A 20,667-nucleotide genomic window follows, 5' to 3' on the forward strand; every position below is an offset into this window, starting at 1 on the left:
AGAACCTGTTCCAGTTCCTGTCAGCCCTTCGGGAGTCCCTAGACTCGAAGCGATGTCCGACTCCACTGCAGACCCCACCGCCCCCCGCCTCGCCGAGACCGTTGCCGAGGTCGAGGACGCGCTGCTGTCGCGCTGGCCGGAGACCCGCCTCGAGCCGTCGCTGGACCGGATCCGGGCCTTCGTCGAGATGCTCGGCGACCCGCAGGCGTCGTACCCCGTCATCCACCTGACCGGGACCAACGGCAAGACCTCCACCTCGCGGATGATCGACACGCTGCTGCGCGCGCTGGACCTGCGCACCGGCCGCTTCACCAGCCCCCACGTCGAGCGGATGGCCGAGCGGATCTCCGTGGACGGCGAGCCGCTGGGCGACGAGGCCTTCGTGCGCGCCTTCAACGACGTCGCGCCGTACACCCACCTCGTCGACGCCTCCGAGGACCACCCGCTGTCGTTCTTCGAGACCGTGGTCGGCCTGGCGTACGCCGCGTTCGCCGACGCCCCCGTCGACGTCGCCGTCGTCGAGGTCGGGATGGGCGGCACCTGGGACGCCACCAACGTCGCCGACGGCCAGGTCGCGGTGGTGCTGCCGATCGCGGTCGACCACGAGCGCTACCTCGGCGGCACGCCCGCCGCGATCGCGGTCGAGAAGGTCGGGATCATCAAGCCCGGCGCCGTCGTCGTCCTCGCCCAGCAGGAGCCCGACGTGGCCGCCGTGGTGCTGGAGCGCGCCGCCGAGGTCGACGCGAGGGTCGTACGGGAGGGCCTGGACTTCGGCGTGATCGCCCGGGTCGCCGCGGTCGGCGGCCAGGTGATCTCGCTGCAGGGCCTGCGCGGCCGGTACGACGAGATCTTCCTGCCGCTCTACGGCGCCCACCAGGCGCAGAACGCCGCCGTCGCGCTCGCGGCCGTGGAGGCCTTCTTCGGCGGCGACGAGCCGCTGGACGACGAGCTGGTGCGCGCGGCGTTCGCCGAGGTGACCTCGCCGGCCCGCCTCGAGATCGTCCGCCGCTCGCCGACGATCGTGCTCGACGCCGCGCACAACCCGCACGGCGCGGCCGCGTCGGCCGCCGCGATCGAGGACTCCTTCACGTTCTCCCCGCTGATCGGCGTGATCGGCGTGATGGACGACAAGGACGCCGAGGGCCTGCTGGCGGCGCTGGAGCCGCACCTCGCGCACGTGATCTGCACCCAGAACAGCTCCGACCGCGCGAAGCCCGCCGAGGAGCTCGCCGCGATCGCCCGCGAGATCTTCGACGAGGACCGGGTCACGGTCGAGCCGCGCCTCGAGGACGCGATCCACGCGGCCGCCACGATGGCGGAGGCGGGGGAGGCGTTCGGCTCGCCGCTCGGCTCCGGCGCGGTGCTGGTCACCGGCTCGGTCGTGACCGCCGGCGAGGCGCGCACGCTGCTGCGCCGGCCCCGGGACCGGTCGTGAGCAACGAGCGGGAGCGGTCGCCGCGCCGCGGGATGTGCGCGGCGGTGCTGTGCCTGGAGGCGATCGTCCTCGGGCTCACCACCCCGGTGCTGATCACCATCGCCGACGTCTCGACCGGGGTGTCGGTCGCGATCGGGCTCGGGCTCGCCGTGCTCTGCCTGCTGCTCGCCGGCATGCTGCGCCGCGAGTGGGCGTACGCCGCGGGCTGGGCCGTCCAGGTCGCGGCGGTCGGGCTGGGCTTTGTGATCCCGCTGATGTTCGTGCTCGGCGGGATCTTCGCCCTGCTGTGGGGCACGGCCGACTTCCTGGGCCGCAAGATCGAGCGGGAGCGGGCGGCGGCGTACGCCGCGTTCGACGCGCAGGCCGGCGGTCCCGCCACGGACTGACCGCGCGGTCGGGCCCGGACGGCGGCAGACTGGCGCCATGACGACCGCGCCGCTCTCGCCGACCGCCCGCACCACGGTGACCCGCGGGCGCAACCGGATGGTCGAGGACCGGGCGGAGCTGCACCGCTTCCTCGACGAGGCGCTGGTCGCCCACGTCGGCGTGGTCGTCGGCGACCACCCGATCGTGCTGCCGACCGCGTTCGCGGTCGACCTCGACGGACCGGACGAGGGCGGCAGCCTCTACGTGCACGGGTCGGTCGCCGCCGGCTGGCTGCGGCAGGCGGTCGGCGCGACCGTCTGCGTGACGGTCACCGAGGTCGACGGGCTGGTCGCGGCCCGGTCGGCGTTCAACCACTCGATGAACTACCGCTCGGCCGTGGTGCTCGGCCGGGCCCGGCTGGTCGAGGACCCCGCGGAGCGGGAGCACGCGCTCGACCTGGTCGTCGACCACATGGTCCCGGGGCGGTCGGCCACCCTGCGGCCGAGCACCCGCAAGGAGCTCGCGGCGACGGCGGTGCTCGCCGTACCCCTGCGCGAGGCGTCGATGAAGGCGCGGGCCGGCGGCCCGGTCGACGAGCCCGAGGACGTGGCGGCCGGGGTGTGGGGCGGCGTCGTCCCGCTGCGGCTGACCTCGTCGGGGCCGGTCGCGGGGGAGGACTCCCACGACCGGGTGCCGCACGACGTAGCGCGCCGCGCCGCGTCGTACGCCGCTGAGTAGGCTCGAGGTATGACCCAGCGCACTCTCGTCCTGCTCAAGCCCGACACCGTCGAGCGGGGGCTGGTCGGCGAGGTCCTCCGCCGCTTCGAGGCCAAGGGCCTGCGGATCGTCGCGATGGAGCACCGCACGATCGACACCGCGACGGCCGACCAGCACTACGCCGAGCACGTCGAGCGCGACTTCTACCCGGCGCTGCGCGAGTTCGTCACCAGCGGCCCGCTCGTCAGCCTGGTGCTGGAGGGCGACTCCGCCGTCGAGGTGGTCCGCGCCCTCAACGGCGCCACCGACGGCCGCAAGGCCGCCCCCGGCACCATCCGCGGCGACTACTCCCTCTCCAACCGGGAGAACCTGGTCCACGGCTCCGACTCCGAGGAGTCCGCCACCCGCGAGATCGCGATCTGGTTCCCCAAGCTCTGAGACCTGTGGAGAACCTTGCCGAGTCGGCGCACATGTGCGCCGACTCGGCGGTTCTGTCCACAGCCTGAGTCACAAAGGCCACATCTGCCCCGGGAGTCACGGGGTGGGCTCGGCGTGGCTTCCCGGGTGTGGCGTGATCGGTACCTAGGCTCGCGACCAGGGTCGGACTGTCCTGCGACACCGCTGTCGCGGTGCCGGGGACGGGGCGACCACGTCTTCCCCGACACGCGAGCACCTGCGAGGCACCCGGCATGGCGAACAGCTTCTTCGGCCGTGACATGGCCGTCGACCTCGGCACCGCCAACACGCTGGTGTACGTCCGCGGCAAGGGCGTGCTGCTCGACGAGCCGAGCGTCGTCGCGCTGAACGCCACCACCGGCGAGATCCTCGCCGTCGGGCACGAGGCCAAGCGGATGATCGGTCGTACGCCGGACAACATCGCCGCGATCCGCCCCCTCAAGGACGGCGTGATCGCCGACTTCGAGGCGACCGAGCAGATGCTGCGGTACTTCATCCAGCAGGTGCACCGCCGCCGCTACTTCGCCAAGCCCCGGATGGTCATCTGCGTGCCCAGCGGCATCACCGCGGTCGAGCAGCGCGCGGTCAAGGAGGCCGGCTACCAGGCCGGCGCCCGCCGGGTCTACATCGTCGAGGAGCCGATGGCCGCCGCGATCGGCGCCGGGCTCCCCGTGCACCAGGCCACCGGCAACATGGTCGTCGACGTCGGCGGCGGTACGACGGAGGTCGCGGTCATCTCGCTGGGCGGCATCGTCACCAGCCTCTCGGTCCGCACCGCCGGCGACGACCTGGATCAGGCGATCGTCGCGTGGATGAAGAAGGAGTACTCCCTCATGCTCGGCGAGCGCACCGCCGAGGAGGTCAAGATGACCCTCGGCTCCGCGTTCCCGATGCGCGACGAGCCCGAGGCCGAGATCCGCGGGCGCGACATGGTCTCCGGCCTGCCGCGCACCGTCGTGGTCTCCAGCGCCGAGGTGCGCCAGGCGCTCGAGGAGCCGCTGCACGCGATCGTCGACGCCGTCCGCGCGACCCTCGACCAGACCCCGCCCGAGCTCGCCGGCGACATCATGGACCGCGGCATCGTGCTCACCGGGGGCGGCGCGCTGCTGCGCGGCCTCGACGAGCGGATCCGCCACGAGACCGGCATGCCGGTCCACGTCGCCGAGGACCCGCTCAGCTCCGTGGCGCTCGGCGCCGGCCGCTGCGTCGAGGAGTTCGAGGCGCTGCAGCAGGTGCTCGTCTCCGAGCCGAGGCGCTTCTGATGGGTCCCGACCGTCGCGGGTTCCTCGACCACCGCCGGCTGCTGGACCGCCGTGAGCGCCGGTGGCGCAGCAGCGACCGCCTCGACGGCGACCGCCGGCGTCCCCCGCTCTCGCTCGTCGTCGCGCTGGTGCTCGCCTGCGTGAGCCTGATGGTGCTCGACCAGCAGGCCGGCGAGGACTCGCCGGTCGAGGGCGCCCGCCGCGCCGTCGGCGAGGTCGTCGGCCCGGTCGAGGTGGGCGCGAGCGCCGCGCTCCGCCCGTTCGTCGCGGTGCCCGACTGGTTCCGCAGCCACGACTCGCTGCGCAACGAGCTCGACGACCTCGAGGCCGAGAACGCCCGCCTCCGCAACGACGCCCGCCGCGCCGACTACGACCGCAACCGCCTCGAGGAGTACGACGGCCTCACGGCCGCCGCGTCCGACCTCGGCCACTCGCTGGTGCCGGCGCGGGTCGTCGGCCTCGGCGCCTCCCAGTCCTTCTCCAACACCGTCACCATCGACGCCGGGTCCGACGCGGGCCTGCGCGCCGACATGACCGTGCTGAACAACGACGGCCTGGTCGGCCGGATCCTGCGGGTCACCGGCAGCACCGCCACCGTGCTCCTCCTCGTCGACGCCGAGTCGGTCGTCGGCGGCCGGATCGGGCGCAGCCTCGAGGTCGGCTTCCTGCACGGCCGTGGCGCGATCGGCGGCGACGCCCGCCTCGACCTCGAGCTCGTGGACGAGTCGGTCGTCCCGGCGGAGGGCGACTCGGTGGTCACCTGGGGCAGCGACGGCGGCGCGCCGTACGTCTCCGGCGTCCCCGTCGGCCGGGTCACCACCGTGTTCTCCAGCCTGCGCGACAGCTCCCAGCGCGCCGTCATCGACCCGTACGTCGACTTCGGCGCGCTCGACGTCGTCGGCGTCGTCGTCCCCGCCGGCACCGGCAGCGACCGGGCCGTCATCGAGGCCGACGGGACCATGAGGTGACCGGCGTCCGCGGGCTGGTCGCGCTGGTGGCCGTCGTCGTCGCGATGGTGCTGCAGGTGACGCTGTTCCCGCACGTCGCGTGGGCCGGCGTCGTGCCCAACCTCTGCCTGCTGGTCGTCGTCGGGGCCGGGCTGGTCCGGGGCCCGCAGTTCGCGATGCTGCTCGGCTTCGCGGCCGGCGTGCTGCTCGACCTCGCCCCGCCCGCCGACCACGTCGCCGGCCGCTGGGCGCTCGCCCTGGTCGTCGTCGGGTACGTCGCGGGCCGGGTGCGCCAGGACGTCCGGCCGACCGCGGTCTCGGTGCTGGTCACGGTCGCCGCCTGCTCGTTCGTGGGCACGTCGGTCTTCGCGATCACCGGCCTGGTGCTGCGCGACCCGCTGCTCGGGGTCGGCGACCTGCTCGAGGTGATCGCGGCCGCGCTCGCCTGGGACCTGCTGCTCACGCCGCTCGTGCTGCCGCTGGTGCTCGGCGTCTTCCGCCGGCTCGAGCACGACCGGGCGATGGCCTGATGGCCGCCTCCGCCGAGGGGTCGCGGCGCAGCCGGCTGCGGCTCGTGGTCGTCCAGGCCCTGGTCTTCTCCCTCTTCGCGACCCTGCTGGTCCGGCTCTACTACATCCAGGTCGTCACCGGCGAGGAGTACACCGCCCGGGCCGCCTCCCAGTCGGTGCGCGAGGTCGTCGTCCAGCCGCAGCGCGGCCTGATCGTCGACAACCAGGGCCGGCCCCTGGTCGCCAACCGCACGTCGTGGGTGGTCTCGGTCGACCGCACCGTGCTCGGCAAGCTGAGCAAGAGCCGGCAGACCCGGCTCGTGGAGCGGCTCGCCGACGTGGTCGGGCTGCGTCCCGGCCGCATCCAGCGGGCGCTGGTCACCTGCGGCGACGGCGGCAGCGTCTCGGGGGAGTGCTGGAACGGCTCGCCGTACCAGCCCGTCCCGGTCGCCACCGACGTCCGCCAGGGGGTCGCGCTGCGGATCCTCGAGCAGCCCGAGGACTTCCCGGCCGTGCTCGCCGAGCAGCAGACGGTGCGCGCCTACCCGCGCCCGTTCGGCGTCAACCTCGCGCACGTCCTGGGCTACCTGAGCCCGGTGACCGAGGACGAGTACGACCAGGCGAAGGAGGAGGGCGACGACTCCCTCAACGGCGCCTCGACGGTCGGCCGGGCCGGCGTCGAGCAGCAGTACGACGCGGCGCTGCGCGGCATGCCCGGCTACGAGCGGGTCGCGGTCGACTCGATGGGCCGGGTGCTCGGCGACGACGGCGCGGTCGAGGCCGAGCCCGGCAGCACCCTGGTCACCTCCATCGACGCGAAGGTGCAGGGGCTGGTCGAGCGGGAGCTCGCCGACACCATCGCCCAGGCGCGCACCGAGTTCGACGAGGTGACCGGCCGGCCGTACGCCGCGGACTCCGGCGCCGCGGTCGTGCTCGAGGCCGACACCGGGCGCGTGGTCGCGATGGCCAGCCAGCCGACGTACGACCCGGGGGTCTGGGTCGGCGGCATCTCCAAGAAGCAGCTCGCCCGGCTCTACTCCGAGGCGGCCGGCACCCCGCTGCTCGGCCGGGCCACGCAGGGCCAGTTCGCCCCCGGCTCGACCTGGAAGCCGTTCATGACCGCGGGCGCGCTGACCCACGGCTACACCACCGACACCCGGCTCGACTGCTCCGCGGGCTTCGCGGTCGGCAACCGAGTCTTCAAGAACTACGAGTCCGGCGCCCACGGCTCGATCGGCTTCGACCGCGCGCTCGAGGTCTCCTGCAACACCTTCTTCTACCGGATCGGCTACGACTACTGGCAGCGGCTGGGCTCCGACGTCGACGACGTCGACGCCGAGGACCCGCTGGTGGAGGAGGCGAAGGACTTCGGCTTCGGCACCGAGACCGGCATCGACCTGCCCGGCGAGGCCTCCGGCCGGATCGCCGACCGGAAGTGGAAGCGCGCCTACTACGAGTCGATGAAGGACTACTACTGCGACATCGCCGACAAGCCGCAGGACGGGGACACCTCCGACTTCGTCTACACCTTCGCCCGCGAGTTCTGCATCGAGGGCTTCGCCTACCGCGCCGGTGACGCGGTGAACTTCTCGATCGGGCAGGGCGACACGATCGTGACCCCGCTCCAGCTCGCCCGGGCGTACGCCGCCCTCGCGAACGGCGGCACGCTCTACGCGCCCCGGATCGGCAAGGCGGTCGTCGGCCCCGACGGCGAGGTCGTGCGGCGGATCGCGCCGAAGAAGGTCGGCGACCTCGGCCTGCCCGACGAGGTGATCTCCTACATCGACACCGCGCTCAAGGGCGTCAGCACGCGGGGCACGATGAGCTGGAAGCTGCCCGGCTTCCCGCTCGACGAGGTGCAGGTGCGCGCCAAGACCGGCTCGGCCGAGGTGTACGGCAAGCAGTCGACCTCGTGGGTCGCCTCCTACACCGAGGACTACGTGGTCGTGATGATGGTCAGCCAGGGCGGCACCGGCTCGGGCCGCAACGGCGACTCGATCCGCCGCATCTACGAGGCGCTCTACGGCATCGAGGGCGACCAGGTCCGGCCCGCGAAGGCCGCCATCCCCGGCACCGTCCCGCCCGCGGGGCTGCCGACGTTCGCCGACGACGGGTCGATCCTGCCGCCGGGCACCCCCGACGAGGACGAGAAGAAGGGACGGCGGTGACCACCACCCGCGTCCGCGCGCCCCGGATCGACTGGCTGCTGATGGTGGCCGTCCTGGTCCTGGTGACCGTCGGCACCCTGCTGGTGTGGTCGGCCACCTCGGCCCGCGACGACCTCACCGGCGGCGACCCCACGGCGTACCTGCGCAAGCAGGTGGTCAACGTCGCCATCGGCCTGGTGCTGATGGCGATGGTGGTCGCGGCCGACCACCGGTGGGTGCGGATGCTCGCGCCCGTGGTCTACCTGGTCGCGGTCGTCGGGCTGGTGCTGGTGCTCACCATGGGCACCGTCGTGAACGGCTCCCGGTCCTGGCTGATGGTCGGCGGGATGTCCATCCAGCCCTCCGAGATCGCCAAGCTGGCGGTCGTCATCGGCATGGCTCTCGTCCTCGCGGAGCGCGCCGCCGGGCAGTGGCGCGCCCGGGTCGGGATCGTCGACGTGGTGCTGATGCTCGTCGTCGCCGGCGTCCCGGCGGTGCTGATCATGCTGCAGCCCGACCTCGGCACGATGCTGGTGCTGAGCGCGACGGTGTTCGGCGTGCTCGCGGTCTCCGGGGCGCCGCGGCGCTGGTTGCTGCTGATCGCCGGCGGCACGGTCACCGCGGCCGTGGCGGCGGTGTCCGCCGGGTTGCTGAAGGAGTACCAGGTCGACCGGTTCCTCGCGTTCACCGACCCGACGCTGGACCCGCGCGGCGCCGGCTACAACGTCGAGCAGGCCCGGATCGCCGTCGGCAACGGCGGGATCTTCGGCCAGGGGCTCTTCGACGGCTCCCAGACCCGCTCCGGGTTCGTGCCCGAGCAGCACACCGACTTCATCTTCACCGTCGCCGGCGAGGAGCTCGGCCTGCTCGGCGCCGGCCTGCTGATCGCGATGCTCGGCGTCGTGCTGTGGCGCGCGCTGCTGATCGCCTCCCGCTCCGACGACGTCTTCGGCCGCGTGGCCGCCGCGGGGATCGCCTGCTGGTTCGGCTTCCAGGCCTTCCAGAACATCGGCATGTGCCTGGGGATCATGCCGGTCACCGGCGTACCCCTGCCGTTCGTGTCGTACGGCGGCAGCTCGATGTTCGCGGGCATGCTCGCCGTCGGCCTGCTCCAGAGCATCCACCTGCGCACCAGCACGCCGGCCCCCACGCGCTATGTCATGCCGGCGCGCCCCGTGCGGCTGGTCGGCTCGCGCTGACACGGGTTGCGGCGGCGGGAAGATTCACCGGTCGACCGGTGAACCTTCCCCTTGACCGACGAAACTCCATCGGTCAAGCGCACAATTCACCGGTCGACCGGTGAATTGTCCGCGCCCGCTCAGGGCTGCAGCGACAAGAAGATGAACGCCGCCATCAGCACCAGGTGCACGAGCCCCTGCTGGGCCTTGGCGCGGCCCTGGGCGATGGTGAGCACCGAGACCACGACGGTGAGGGCGAGCAGCACCAGGTGGGTCGGCGGCAGCCCGAGCTCGAGCGGGCCGTCGATCCAGATGCTGGCGATCGCGATCGTCGGGATGGTCAGGCCGATCGAGGCCATCGCGGAGCCGTAGGCGAGGTTGAGGCTGGTCTGGACGCGGTCGCGCGCGGCGTTGCGGACGGCGGCGATCGACTCGGGGGCGAGCACCAGCAGCGCGATCACGACACCCACGACGCCGTACGGGAAGCCGAGGCTCTCGACGCCGTCCTCGATGGTGGGGGAGAGCAGCTTCGCGAGGCCCACCACCGCCGCCAGGGACATCACCAGGAGCCCGAGGCTGCGCCACGCTTCGGCGACCGTGGGCGGGTCGGCGTGGCCGTCCTCGTCCTCGTCGAGCAGGCCGGTCACCGTGCCGTAGTCGTCGCTGCTGACCGGGAGGAAGAAGTCGCGGTGCCGGACGGTCTGGGTGAACACGAACCCGCCGTACAGCACCAGCGAGGCGACCGCGGCGAACGCGAGCTGCGACCCGGAGTACTGCAGCCCCTGGCCGGAGGTCGTGAACCCGGGGAGCACCAGCGCGACCCCGGCGAGGGTGATCACGGTGGTCAGGGCCGAGCCGGTGCCGCTGGCGTTGAAGCTGACCAGGTGGTGCTTGGTCGCACCCACCAGCAGGGTCAGGCCCACGATGCCGTTGAGGGTGATCATCACGGCGGCGAAGACCGTGTCGCGGGCGTAGGTGCTGGTGCCCTCGCCCCCGCTGGTCATCAGCATCACGATCAGGCCGACCTCGATCACCGTGACCGCCACCGCCAGCACGAGCGACCCGAACGGCTCGCCGACCCGGTGCGCGACCACCTCGGCGTGGTGCACCGCCGCGAGCACGGCGCCCACCAGCGCCGCCCCGATGGCCACCAGGACGACGGGGTGCTCATGGCTCGCCCACGTCGTGACCAGCAACAACAGGGCGACCACCGGTACTGCGACGGTCCAGGAGAACTTGCCCTGCAACGTCGCGGAATCCATGGCCGAACCCTACGGACCGCGTGCGCGAGGGCGGGCGCCGCCCGCGGAGTCGGTGGCACACAGGCAGGGCCGTTACGATCGAGGTCTTCCCCCGATCACCTGCGAGGTCCCCGCATGTCCACGTCCGTGACGGACGGCGCCGTCGAGAGCGTCTTCCCCCGGCTTGAGCCCCTGCTGCCGTCGGTGTCCAAGCCGATCCAGTACGTCGGCGGCGAGCTGAACTCCACGGTCAAGGAGTGGGACTGCGCCCCGGAGGGCCCGACGGTCCGCTGGGCGCTGATGTACCCCGACGCCTACGAGGTCGGCCTGCCCAACCAGGGCGTGCAGATCCTCTACGAGGTGCTCAACGAGCGGGACTGGATCGTCGCGGAGCGCACGTACTCCGTGTGGCCCGACATGGAGCAGGTGATGCGGGCGGGCGACGAGCACGGCCCGATCCCGCAGTTCACCGTCGACGCCCACCGCCCGGTCGGCGCCTTCGACGTGCTGGGCCTGAGCTTCTCCACCGAGCTCGGCTACACCAACATGCTCAACGCCCTCGACCTCGCGGGCATCCCGCTGCACGCGGTGGACCGCACCGAGGCCGACCCGGTCGTGCTGGCCGGCGGGCACGCGGCGTTCAACCCCGAGCCGATCGCCGACTTCCTCGACGCCGCCGTCCTCGGCGACGGCGAGGAGGTCGTGCTCGCGATCTCCGAGGTCGTCCGCGAGTGGAAGGCCGAGGACCGGCCCGGCGGCCGTGACGAGCTGCTGCGCCGCCTCGCGGTGACCGGCAACGTCTACGTGCCCCGCTTCTACGACGTCGTGTACGCCGAGGACGGGTCGATCGAGGCCGTCGTCCCCAACCGTCCCGGCATCCCGTTCCGGGTCCGCAAGCACACGCTGATGGACCTCGACGCCTGGCCCTACCCGCGCAAGCCGCTGGTGCCGCTCGCCGAGACCGTCCACGAGCGGTTCTCGGTCGAGATCTTCCGCGGCTGCACCCGCGGCTGCCGCTTCTGCCAGGCCGGGATGATCACCCGGCCGGTGCGCGAGCGCTCGATCAAGACCATCGGCGAGATGGTCGAGAACGGCATCCGCAGCACCGGCTTCGAGGAGGTCGGGCTGCTCTCGCTCTCCAGCGCCGACCACACCGAGATCGGCGAGGTCGCCAAGGGCCTGGCCGACCGGTACGAGGGCTCGAACGTCTCGCTGAGCCTGCCGAGCACCCGCGTCGACGCCTTCAACATCTCCCTGGCCAACGAGTTCTCCCGCAACGGCCGCCGCTCCGGGCTGACCTTCGCCCCCGAGGGCGGCAGCGAGCGGATGCGTAAGGTGATCAACAAGATGGTCACCGAGGAGGACCTGATCCGCACCGTCGCGGCGGCGTACTCCCACGGCTGGCGGCAGGTGAAGCTCTACTTCATGGTGGGCCTGCCCACCGAGACCGACGAGGACGTCCTCCAGGTCGCCGAGCTGGCCAAGAAGGTCATCGCCAAGGGCCGTGAGGTCTCCGGGCGCAACGACATCCGCTGCACGGTCTCGATCGGCGGGTTCGTGCCGAAGCCGCACACGCCGTTCCAGTGGGCCGCGCAGCTCGACCACGAGACCACCGACGAGCGGCTGAAGAAGCTGCGCGACACGGTCCGCGACGACAAGCGGTACGGCCGCGCCATCGGCTTCCGCTACCACGACGGCAAGCCCGGCGTGGTCGAGGGACTGCTCTCCCGGGGCGACCGCCGGGTCGGCCGGGTGATCGAGCAGGTCTGGCGCGACGGCGGCCGCTTCGACGGCTGGAGCGAGCACTTCTCCTACGACCGCTGGGTGGCCGCGGCCGAGCACGGGCTCGCCGGCACCGGCGTCGACCTGGACTGGTACACCGTCCGCGAGCGCACCTACGACGAGGTCCTGCCCTGGGACCACCTCGACTCGGGCCTCGACAAGGACTGGCTGTGGGCCGACTGGGAGGACGCCCTCGACCCCGACGCGGTCGACGTCGAGGACTGCCGCTGGACCCCCTGCTACGACTGCGGCGTGTGCCCGGAGATGGGCACCGAGATCCAGATCGGCCCGACCGGCCAGCAGCTGCTGCCGCTCAGCGTCGTCTGAGCGGGCCGTGCAGGTCCGTCTGGCCGGACCGGGCGACCGGGAGGCGCTCGCCGGGCTCCGGCGGGCCTGGGTGGAGGAGCAGCGCGGGGCGCCCGTCGTCGACGACGACTTCGCCGAGCGGTTCACGGACTGGCTCGAGCGCGAGCAGCACCAGCGGGTCACCTGGCTCGCGCTGGCGGACGGCGAGCCGGCCGGGATGCTCAACGTGCTGGTGTTCACGCGGATGCCGCGGCCGGGGGTGCCCGAGCCGAGCCGGTGGGCGTACCTCGCGAACTTCTTCGTACGCCGCGAGCACCGCGACGCCGGCGTCGGCAGCCGGTTGCTCGCGGCCTGCACGACGTACTGCGACGAGCAGTGCTTCGTGCGGATCGTGCTCAGCCCCAGCGAGCGGTCGGTGCCGCTCTATGCCCGGTCCGGCTTCGCGCCGGCCACGTCGCTGATGGTCCGCACGCCCGGCTGAGCCGGGCGTGCGGACCGGCGGGTCAGCCCAGCTTGTCGGTGAGGGTGCCGCCGCCCTCGAGGTAGGCGACGCAGGCGACGGTGTCGCCGGCCTCCGGCGGGACCTCCTCGGTCAGCGCGATGACCGTGAGGCCCTGGCGGCTCTCCATCTTCGCCTGCAGCGCCGGGTCGGAGGAGATCCCCTCGACGCAGACGGAGGTCTGGCTGTCGGTGTAGGCGGCGGCCTCGTCGGCGGTGAGCTCCTTGCTCAGCAGCACCTCGCCGTCGTGTTCCTCCGTGCAGTCCTTGTCCTCGATCGCCTCGACGGTGTCGCTCTCGATGTCGGTGAGGCCCTCGGCGGAGATGCAGTCACCGGCCTTGAGGTCATCGACGTCCTTCATCGACGCCACGCCGACCGCGACGAGCACGATGAACAGCACCGTGCCGATCATCACCAGCACGTTGATGACGATCGCGGCGATCGCCATCCCCTTGCCGTGGTTGCGGCCGTCCTTGCCGCGCAGCAGCACCATGACGGCCAGCACCAGCGAGACCAGGCCCGCGATGATCGTGCAGGCGAAGAACGAGAGCACCAGCGAGGCGATCGCCAGGCCCTTGCTCGGCTCGTCCTGCCCACCCGGGCCGGCGGGGAACGCCGAGGCGCCGTACGGCGGGGGCTGCTGCGGGGCGCCGTACCCGGGCTGCTGGGGCGGCGGCGCGCCGTACACGGGCGGCTGCTGCGGGGCGCCGTACGACGGCTGCTGCGGCGGGACCGGCGGGGGCGTGCCGCCGTCCTGGCCGCCGGGGGTCTGGTCGGACGGGTCGGGAGTTCCGGGGTATTGCGGCGGCTGAGTCACGTGCGCACGCTACCGGGGCCGTGACCCCACGGGCCGCGAATCGCCGCGGCCGAGACGCAGCTGGTCCTCGACGTACGCCGGCCGGGCGACGCGCAGGCCGACCGCCAGCTGGGGCACCGTGAGCGCGGCGAGCACCAGCAGCGGCACCGTCCAGCCGTCCGAGGCGTCGTGCAGCAGGCCGATGGCGAACGGCCCGATGCCCGCGACCAGGTAGCCGGTCGACTGCGTGAACGCCGAGAGCGCCCCGGTGCCCTCGGGGGTGCGGGCGCGGAGCCCGATCAGGGTCAGCACCAGCGGGAACGTCGCGGTCCCGACGCCGACGAGGATCGCGGCCGGGATCGCGAGGGCGTGCGGGTCCACGACGAGGAGGAGGTAGCCCACCGGGTAGCAGCCGATCACCGGCGCCAGGATCCGCCGCGGGTCGCGGCTGCGGGCGAGGGCGGCGGGCAGCCACAGCGAGAACGGGATCGCGGTCGCCGCGAGCAGCCCCACCAGGGCCCCGGCGGCCGACGCCGACCAGCCGCTGTCGCGCCACAGCGTCGCGAACCACCCGAAGACGGCGTACGCCTGGAGGGACTGGAGGCCGAAGAAGAGCGCCATCGCCCAGCCGAGCCGGGTCCGGGCCACGTCGCGGAACCCCACCCGCCGCGGCGGGGTCTCCGGGTGCCGGTCGTGCGCGGAGAGGGCCACCCAGGGGAGCGCCGCGACCAGGGCGAGCACCGCCCAGGCGCCGATCCCGGCCCGCCAGCCGCCGAACGCGTCGGAGATCGGCACGGTCAGCACCAGGGCCGCGGTCAGGCCGATCGAGAGCATCGTCGTGTAGAGGGCGGTGACCGGTCCGACCCGGTGGGGGAAGTGCAGCTTCACCAGGGAGGGCAGCAGCACGTTCGCGACCGCCATCCCCGCGAGCGCCAGCATCGTGAGGGCCAGGAACGCCGCCTCCCCGCCCGCCGCCGCCCGGCCCGCGAGCCCGGCGGTCAGCGCGAGCAGGGCGATCAGGGTGGTCCGGTGCACGCCGACGCGGCGCGCGACCGTGGGCGCGAACGCGCCGAACAGCGCGAACGCCAGCACGGGCAGCGAGGTCAGCAGGCCGGCCGTCACGGGGGAGAGGCCGAGCCCGGCGCGCAGCTCGGCGAGGACCGGTCCGACGGTCACCGCCGCGGGCCGGAGGTTGAGGGAGAGCAGCACCAGTCCCACGAGGACGAGTGCGACGGCGCGGCGGGTCACCGCACGATGCTGCCACCCACCCGGGCGGTCCCGGCGCCGCGGTGTCGGGACCGCGCGGCAGGATGTGGGCCGTGCGACACGTCACCGACGAGGAGCGGCGGGCCCGGCTGGCCCGCCGCCACGGCCTGGCACCCGCGCACCGGTACGACGAGGCGGTCGCCGCCACCCGGGCGATGACCGTGCTGCACGCCACCGAGGCGCCGTCGGTCCACCTCGCCCTGCACGCCCGGGTCGCGGACCTGGCGGTCGCCGACGTCGACCGGGCGCTCTACGAGGACCGGAGCCTGGTCAAGCAGCTCGCGATGCGCCGCACGCTGTTCGTCTTCCCGCGCGACCTGCTGCCGGCGGCGTGGGGGAGCGCGTCGGCACGGGTGGCGGGGCCGCTCGCCGTACGCCTCGCCAAGGAGGCGGTGGCCGGCGGCCTGAGCGAGGACGGCGCGGCCTGGGTCGACGCGGCCCGGGACGCCGTCCTCGCGCGGCTGGCCGGCGGCGACGAGCTCTCCGCGCAGGAGATCCGCGAGCAGGTGCCCGAGGTCGCGGCCAAGGTCGAGCTCGGCCGGGGGCGCTGGGCCCAGCCGGTGCCGGTCGCGCCCCGGGTGCTGGGGCTGCTGGGAGCCGAGGGCAGCATCGTGCGGGCCCGCAACGCCACCCACTGGCGCACCGCGCGGCCGCGGTGGACCGCGATGGCCGCCTGGCTCGGGGACGTCCCGGAGCCGCTGACCGAGGCCGAGGGGTACGCCGCGCTGGTGCGCCGCTGGCTGTGGACCTTCGGGCCGGGCACGACCGCCGACCTGCGGTGGTGGCTCGGCGGCACGCTGGGAGCCGTACGCCGGGCGCTCGCCGACGTGGCGGCCGTCGAGGTGGGGCTCGACGGCGGGGGCGTCGGGTGGGTGCTGCCCGACGACGTCGACCCCGAGGACCCGGTGGCGCCGTGGGCCGCGCTGACCCCGGTGCTCGACCCCACGGTGATGGGCTGGAAGGAGCGCGACTTCTACCTCGGCGGCCTGGGGCCGCGGCTGTTCGACACCAACGGCAACGCCGGCACGACGGCCTGGTGGGACGGTCGCGTCGTGGGGTGCTGGGTGCAGGACGACGCCGGCGTGGTCGAGGTGCGGGTGCTCACGGACCTGCCGGACGAGGGCCACGCCGCCCTCGCGGTCGAGGCCGAGCGGCTGACCGCGTGGCTCGAGGGCCATCGCGTCTCGACGGTCTACCCCTCGGCGGCGATGGCGCCGTCCGCCACGCGGTAGCGGCGCCGTAGGGTTGGTTGGTGCGCGCCCAGCCTGAGCAACAAGCCCCGCCCGTCCAGCGGCTGCGGGTCCGCTACGCCAAGCGCGGCCGGCTGCGGTTCACCAGCCACCGCGACTTCAGCCGGGCCTTCGAGCGCGCGGTCTTCCGTGCCCGGGTGCCGATGGCCTACTCCTCCGGGTTCAACCCCCACCCGCGGATCTCCTACGCCGGCGCCGCGCCGACCGGCTCCGCGAGCGAGGCGGAGTACCTCGAGATCGGGCTCGCCGAGGTGCTCGACCCCGCCGCGGTGCACGCCGCGCTGGAGGAGGCGCTGCCCGACGGGCTCGACGTGCTCGCGGTGGCGGAGTCGCCCGGCGGGTCGCTCAGCGACCTGCTCACCGCCAGCCGCTGGCTGCTCGACGTGGACGTGGAGCCGGAGGCGACGGCCGCCGCCGTGGCGCTCTTCCTGGCCGAGGAGTCGGTCACCGTCGAGCGGATGACGAAGAAGGGCCTGCGCGAGTTCGACTGCCGCGCCGCCGTGGTCTCGCTGGCCGCCGAGCCGCGCCCCGGGGGAGCGCGGATCGACCTGGTGCTGCGGCACGGGGTGCCCTCCGTACGACCCGACGACGTGCTGACCGGCCTCCGGGCGGTGAGCGGTCTGGACACCGGGCGCGCGCCCCTGCTCACGCGGGTCGCGCAGGGTCCGCTCGCCGACGACGGCACGATCGGCGACCCGCTGGCGACGTCGGATTGACCGAAAGTCGTGACGCGTGTGCGATACTCGCCACGGTCGACGACGCGTGGTACCTCCGCCCGGAGCCGACCCGACGACGTTCTCGCTGGTCCCCACCCGAGGGGACGGCACGGCGGGTGCAGGTCGTCGCCAGACCGCGACGCGGCCAGGTGAGCCCGGTGACAGCAGGCTCGCCCCAGCCCGGCGACCGCGGCAGGTGACGCCCCACACCCGGCGACGCACCCGCGGAGAGGGTCGCCGCCACCGACAGGCTTCGCGCCGACGGCTCTGAGTTCCCGGGTCGCGGCGTCCGACCCACCCGGCCGCCTCGCCGACCGGGCCCGAGGAGCAGCACATGCCCGACGACGTGCAGGACGACACCACCACGCAGAGTGGCACCGAGGGCGGCGCCGAGAGCGCCCCCGAGGCGCCCGCCAAGAAGGCGGCCGCGAAGCGGACCACCAAGAAGGCCGCGACGAAGAAGGCCCCCGCGAAGCGGGCCACGAAGAAGGCCGCCGCCACGCCGGCCCCCGACGCCGAGCTCCCGCTCGGCGGCGACGTGGCCGAGCCGGCTGCCGCGGCCGAACCGGCCGTCGCCACCGACGCAGCAGCCGACGCAGCCGACGCCGCCGCCGAGGCGCCGCCGGCCAAGAAGACCGCCAAGCGCGCGGCGACCAAGAAGACCGCCGCGAAGCGGACCACGAAGAAGGCCGCGGCCGCGAAGACCGCCGAGCCCGCTCCCGAGGCCGCCACCGACCCCGCCGCGGACGTGGCGGACGTCGCCGCTCCGGAGACCGCGGCCCCGGCCGAGGCCGCCGCGCCGGCGGACGCCCCCAGCGCCCCCAGCGCCCCCGCCGTCACCACGCCGCTGTTCCAGGCTCCCGAGCCGGTCCCGGCCCGCGCCCGGCGTACCCGCAAGACCGCGGCCAAGAAGACCGCCGCGCCCGAGGTCCCGGTGGCCACCGAGGTGCCGGCCGACGCCGAGGTCGAGCTCGACGAGGACGGGAACCCGATCCTCGCCGAGGCCGCCGCGACGACCGAGGCGCCGGGCGAGCAGGCGCCTGCGACCGAGGCCACCGAGGCCACCGAGGCCCCGGAGGGCGCGGGGTCCGAGGACGACGACGACAGCGACGACAACGACGAGCGCGACGGCTCCGGCGGTGGCCGCCGCCGCCGTCGCCGCGGCGGTCGCCGCCGCCGCGGAGGCGGCAAGGCGAGCGAGTCCGGCGACGCCGGCGAGTCCAGCGACGCCGGTGACTCCGGCGACTCCCGTGAGTCCGGCGAGCCCAGCGACGCCGGTGACGCAGCCGCGTCGGGCGACGAGCAGGCGTCCGGGGACCAGGCGTCCGGGGACTCCGGCGAGCGGGGCGAGGACCAGGGGGAGTCGTCCGGCGAGGGCACCTCCCGCCGCCGGCGCCGGCGCCGCCGTGGGGGCGACGACGGCGGCGAGGGCGGCGACGACTCCGAGAAGACCGTCACCCGGGTCCGCAAGCCGCGCTCGGCCGAGGACGAGATCACCGCGATTGCCGGCTCCACCCGCCTCGAGGCCAAGAAGCAGCGCCGCCGCGACGGCCGCGAGGCCGGCCGGCGCCGGGCCCCGATCGTCAGCGAGGCCGAGTTCCTGGCCCGCCGCGAGGCCGTCGACCGGGTCATGGTGATCCGCCAGCGTGACGACCTGACCCAGATCGGCGTGCTCGAGGACAAGGTCCTCGTCGAGCACTACGTCGCCCGCGAGTCCCAGACCTCGCTGATCGGCAACGTCTACCTCGGCCGGGTCCAGAACGTGCTGCCCTCCATGGAGGCGGCGTTCATCGACATCGGCAAGGGTCGCAACGCGGTCCTGTACGCCGGCGAGGTCAACTGGTCCGCGCTCGGCCACAAGGACGGCCAGCCCCGCAAGATCGAGTCGGTGCTGTCCTCCGGGCAGTCGGTGCTGGTCCAGGTGACCAAGGACCCGATCGGCCAGAAGGGCGCCCGGCTCACCAGCCAGGTCAGCCTGGCCGGGCGGTTCCTCGTCTACGTGCCCGACGGCACCACCAGCGGCATCTCCCGCAAGCTCCCGGACACCGAGCGCGCCCGGCTGAAGACGCTGCTCAAGGAGATCGTCCCGGACACCGCGGGCGTCATCGTCCGCACGGCCGCCGAGGGCGCCAGCGAGGACGAGCTGACGCGCGACGTCGAGCGGCTCAAGGCCCGCTGGGAGGACATCGAGTCCAAGAGCAAGGGCGGTGCCCCGCAGCTGCTCTACGGCGAGCCGGACCTGACCCTCAAGGTGGTCCGCGACCTGTTCACCGAGGACTTCGCCCGGCTCGTGATCCAGGGCGACGACGCCTGGGAGACCGTCCAGCAGTACGTCCAGCACGTCGCGCCCGACCTGCAGGACCGGCTGGAGCGGTTCACTCCCGGCGAGAACGGCAAGGACGTCTTCGCCGTCCACCGGGTCGAGGAGCAGATCGCCAAGGCGCTCGACCGCAAGGTCTGGCTGCCCTCCGGCGGCTCGCTGGTCATCGACCGCACCGAGGCGATGACCGTGGTCGACGTCAACACCGGCAAGTTCACCGGCTCGGGCGGCAACCTCGAGGAGACGGTCACCAAGAACAACCTGGAGGCCGCCGAGGAGGTCGTGCGCCAGCTCCGGCTGCGTGACATCGGCGGCATCATCGTCGTCGACTTCATCGACATGGTGCTGGAGTCCAACCGCGACCTGGTGCTGCGCCGGCTCGTCGAGTGCCTCGGCCGCGACCGCACCCGCCACCAGGTCGCCGAGGTGACCTCGCTCGGCCTCGTGCAGATGACCCGCAAGCGGATCGGCACGGGCCTGCTCGAGTCGTTCGGCGAGAACTGCGAGCACTGCCACGGCCGCGGTGTCGTGATCCGGGACCAGCCGGTCGAGCCCAGCACCCGCGACGACGACATGCGCGGCGGCGGCAGCAGCGGACGCGGCGGCAAGCGCCGCGGACGCGGTCGCGGCGACGACGACGCGCGCGGTGGCAGCGGTGGTGGGAGCAACGGCGGCGGCAACGGCGCCGGGGCACCCAAGCTGCCCTCGCCCAAGGACATCGCCGCGATGGCGCGTCCCGAGCCCCGCGACGACGGCGACACGGACGCCGTCGATGCCGTCGATGCAGTCGATGCCCTCGACACCGACGACACCTGGGACGCCTTCGAGGCCGGCACGGACACCCCGTCCACCCCGGAGCCCACCCCGGCGGCCGAGCCCGCCGCGGACCAGGTCTCGGAGCCGACGCCCGAGCCGACTCCCGCCCCGGAGCCGGAGGCTCCCCGGGTCGTCACCCGCACCCGCCGGCGGAGCGGCAGCCGCCCCGCCGTGGAGCAGACGCCGGATCCCGCCGCGGAGCCGACGCCCGAGCCGACGCCCGAGCCGACGCCCGAGCCGACGCCCGCCGCTGAGCCGGAGGGCCCCCGGGTCGTCACCCGCACCCGCCGGCGGAGCGCCAGCCGCCCCGCCGGGCAGCCGGCCGGGACCAGCGTGGTCCAGCCGGTCGTGGTCGCGCAGCCGACGGTGACCGCGGAGCCCGTCGCCGCCGCGGTGGTGGCTCCTCCCGAGCCGCCCAAGGTCGTGACCCGCACCCGCGGTCGCGCCGCGAGCCGCCCGGCGGGCCCGCCCGCCGAGACCCCGACGACGACCGTGCCGACCGCCGACGGGCCGGACGGGACCGACGAGGGCGAGGACGGCCCCGCGATCGAGCACGTGCCGGTGAAGAAGAAGGGCACGCGCAAGCGCTGACCGGAGGGGACCGGCCCCGAATTGCTGTGGCCGGTCCCCATCCGTACTATTGATCTTCGGTGCGCTG

17 protein-coding genes are annotated in these 20,667 nt (G+C 73.8%); 14 read left to right on the forward strand and 3 right to left on the reverse strand.

Annotated features, from left to right (window positions below; all coding sequences use genetic code 11):
• Positions 1-52 precede the first annotated feature (52 nt).
• From folC to rodA, 9 genes are all read left to right on the forward strand, one after another.
• The gene (folC, locus tag H4O22_RS05600; protein ID WP_182526049.1) at positions 53-1,435 is read left to right on the forward strand and encodes a bifunctional tetrahydrofolate synthase/dihydrofolate synthase; all 1,383 of its coding nucleotides are present in this window, start codon (positions 53-55) and stop codon (positions 1,433-1,435) included.
• Positions 1,432-1,821, forward strand: coding sequence for a DUF4233 domain-containing protein (locus H4O22_RS05605; protein ID WP_244963120.1), 390 nt, complete (start codon positions 1,432-1,434; stop codon positions 1,819-1,821). Before folC ends, H4O22_RS05605 begins: the two co-directional genes overlap by 4 nt.
• A 37-nt stretch (positions 1,822-1,858) precedes the next feature.
• Positions 1,859-2,539 (forward strand): pyridoxamine 5'-phosphate oxidase family protein, encoded by a 681-nt coding sequence (locus H4O22_RS05610; protein ID WP_182526050.1) that lies wholly within the window; start codon positions 1,859-1,861, stop codon positions 2,537-2,539.
• 9 nt (positions 2,540-2,548) lie between these two features.
• Positions 2,549-2,956, forward strand: coding sequence for a nucleoside-diphosphate kinase (gene ndk / locus H4O22_RS05615; protein ID WP_182526051.1), 408 nt, complete (start codon positions 2,549-2,551; stop codon positions 2,954-2,956).
• A 251-nt stretch (positions 2,957-3,207) separates the two neighbouring features.
• Positions 3,208-4,236 carry a rod shape-determining protein gene (locus tag H4O22_RS05620; RefSeq protein WP_182526052.1) on the forward strand — a complete coding sequence of 343 codons (1,029 nt, stop codon included), beginning with the start codon at positions 3,208-3,210 and terminating at the stop codon, positions 4,234-4,236.
• Entirely contained in the window at positions 4,236-5,204 is a 969-nt protein-coding gene (mreC, locus tag H4O22_RS05625) for a rod shape-determining protein MreC (RefSeq protein WP_182526053.1), read from the forward strand. Before H4O22_RS05620 ends, mreC begins: the two co-directional genes overlap by 1 nt.
• Positions 5,201-5,713, forward strand: coding sequence for a rod shape-determining protein MreD (mreD, locus tag H4O22_RS05630; protein ID WP_244963121.1), 513 nt, complete (start codon positions 5,201-5,203; stop codon positions 5,711-5,713). Before mreC ends, mreD begins: the two co-directional genes overlap by 4 nt.
• Entirely contained in the window at positions 5,713-7,860 is a 2,148-nt protein-coding gene (mrdA, locus tag H4O22_RS05635; protein WP_182526054.1) for a penicillin-binding protein 2, read from the forward strand. Before mreD ends, mrdA begins: the two co-directional genes overlap by 1 nt.
• Positions 7,857-9,038: a rod shape-determining protein RodA gene (rodA, locus tag H4O22_RS05640; RefSeq protein ID WP_244963122.1), complete on the forward strand. Its 1,182-nt coding sequence runs from the start codon at positions 7,857-7,859 to the stop codon at positions 9,036-9,038. Before mrdA ends, rodA begins: the two co-directional genes overlap by 4 nt.
• Before the next feature lie 119 nt (positions 9,039-9,157).
• Here the strand turns inward: rodA and H4O22_RS05645 are convergent, their stop codons facing one another.
• On the reverse strand, positions 9,158-10,279 hold the full coding sequence (locus H4O22_RS05645) for a calcium:cation antiporter (RefSeq protein WP_182526055.1): 1,122 nt from the start codon (positions 10,277-10,279) through the stop codon (positions 9,158-9,160).
• A gap of 114 nt (positions 10,280-10,393) precedes the next feature.
• On the opposite strand from H4O22_RS05645, the gene H4O22_RS05650 reads away from it, so the two are divergent.
• Both H4O22_RS05650 and H4O22_RS05655 read left to right on the forward strand, forming a co-directional pair.
• Complete coding sequence (locus tag H4O22_RS05650; RefSeq protein WP_182526056.1) at positions 10,394-12,367, forward strand: TIGR03960 family B12-binding radical SAM protein; 1,974 nt, start codon at positions 10,394-10,396, stop codon at positions 12,365-12,367.
• A 7-nt stretch (positions 12,368-12,374) separates the two neighbouring features.
• The gene (locus H4O22_RS05655) at positions 12,375-12,827 is read left to right on the forward strand and encodes a GNAT family N-acetyltransferase (RefSeq protein ID WP_182526057.1); all 453 of its coding nucleotides are present in this window, start codon (positions 12,375-12,377) and stop codon (positions 12,825-12,827) included.
• A 22-nt stretch (positions 12,828-12,849) separates the two neighbouring features.
• Here H4O22_RS05655 and H4O22_RS05660 read toward each other — a convergent pair whose 3' ends face one another.
• Entirely contained in the window at positions 12,850-13,662 is an 813-nt protein-coding gene (locus H4O22_RS05660) for a DUF4190 domain-containing protein (protein ID WP_182526058.1), read from the reverse strand.
• A 9-nt stretch (positions 13,663-13,671) separates the two neighbouring features.
• Positions 13,672-14,889, reverse strand: coding sequence for an MFS transporter (locus H4O22_RS05665; RefSeq protein WP_182526059.1), 1,218 nt, complete (start codon positions 14,887-14,889; stop codon positions 13,672-13,674).
• A gap of 62 nt (positions 14,890-14,951) precedes the next feature.
• On the opposite strand from H4O22_RS05665, the gene H4O22_RS05670 reads away from it, so the two are divergent.
• The 3 genes from H4O22_RS05670 (at position 14,952) to H4O22_RS20725 (ending at position 20,600) form a co-directional block, all read left to right on the forward strand.
• A complete protein-coding gene (locus tag H4O22_RS05670; RefSeq protein ID WP_425325970.1) occupies positions 14,952-16,139 on the forward strand; it encodes a winged helix DNA-binding domain-containing protein in 1,188 nt (395 codons plus the stop codon).
• A 20-nt stretch (positions 16,140-16,159) separates the two neighbouring features.
• Positions 16,160-16,873: a TIGR03936 family radical SAM-associated protein gene (locus tag H4O22_RS05675; RefSeq protein ID WP_182526061.1), complete on the forward strand. Its 714-nt coding sequence runs from the start codon at positions 16,160-16,162 to the stop codon at positions 16,871-16,873.
• Between the two features lie 334 nt (positions 16,874-17,207).
• The gene (locus H4O22_RS20725; RefSeq protein ID WP_182526062.1) at positions 17,208-20,600 is read left to right on the forward strand and encodes an Rne/Rng family ribonuclease; all 3,393 of its coding nucleotides are present in this window, start codon (positions 17,208-17,210) and stop codon (positions 20,598-20,600) included.
• The last annotated feature ends 67 nt before the right edge of the window (positions 20,601-20,667 follow it).

Source organism: Nocardioides dongkuii (assembly GCF_014127485.1).
GTDB classification, from domain to species: domain Bacteria; phylum Actinomycetota; class Actinomycetes; order Propionibacteriales; family Nocardioidaceae; genus Nocardioides; species Nocardioides dongkuii.

Bases quoted from the DNA above. Each gene is read 5' to 3' on its own strand.
- H4O22_RS05610 (WP_182526050.1), top strand. From the start codon at position 1,859: ATGACGACCGCGCCGCTCTCGCCGACCGCCCGCACCACGGTGACCCGC.
- H4O22_RS05645 (WP_182526055.1), bottom strand. From the start codon at position 10,279: ATGGATTCCGCGACGTTGCAGGGCAAGTTCTCCTGGACCGTCGCAGTA.
- H4O22_RS05670 (WP_425325970.1), top strand. From the start codon at position 14,952: ATGTGGGCCGTGCGACACGTCACCGACGAGGAGCGGCGGGCCCGGCTG.
- mreC (WP_182526053.1), top strand. From the start codon at position 4,236: ATGGGTCCCGACCGTCGCGGGTTCCTCGACCACCGCCGGCTGCTGGAC.
- H4O22_RS20725 (WP_182526062.1), top strand. From the start codon at position 17,208: ATGCCCGACGACGTGCAGGACGACACCACCACGCAGAGTGGCACCGAG.
- folC (WP_182526049.1), top strand. From the start codon at position 53: ATGTCCGACTCCACTGCAGACCCCACCGCCCCCCGCCTCGCCGAGACC.
- H4O22_RS05650 (WP_182526056.1), top strand. From the start codon at position 10,394: ATGTCCACGTCCGTGACGGACGGCGCCGTCGAGAGCGTCTTCCCCCGG.
- mrdA (WP_182526054.1), top strand. From the start codon at position 5,713: ATGGCCGCCTCCGCCGAGGGGTCGCGGCGCAGCCGGCTGCGGCTCGTG.
- H4O22_RS05620 (WP_182526052.1), top strand. From the start codon at position 3,208: ATGGCGAACAGCTTCTTCGGCCGTGACATGGCCGTCGACCTCGGCACC.
- ndk (WP_182526051.1), top strand. From the start codon at position 2,549: ATGACCCAGCGCACTCTCGTCCTGCTCAAGCCCGACACCGTCGAGCGG.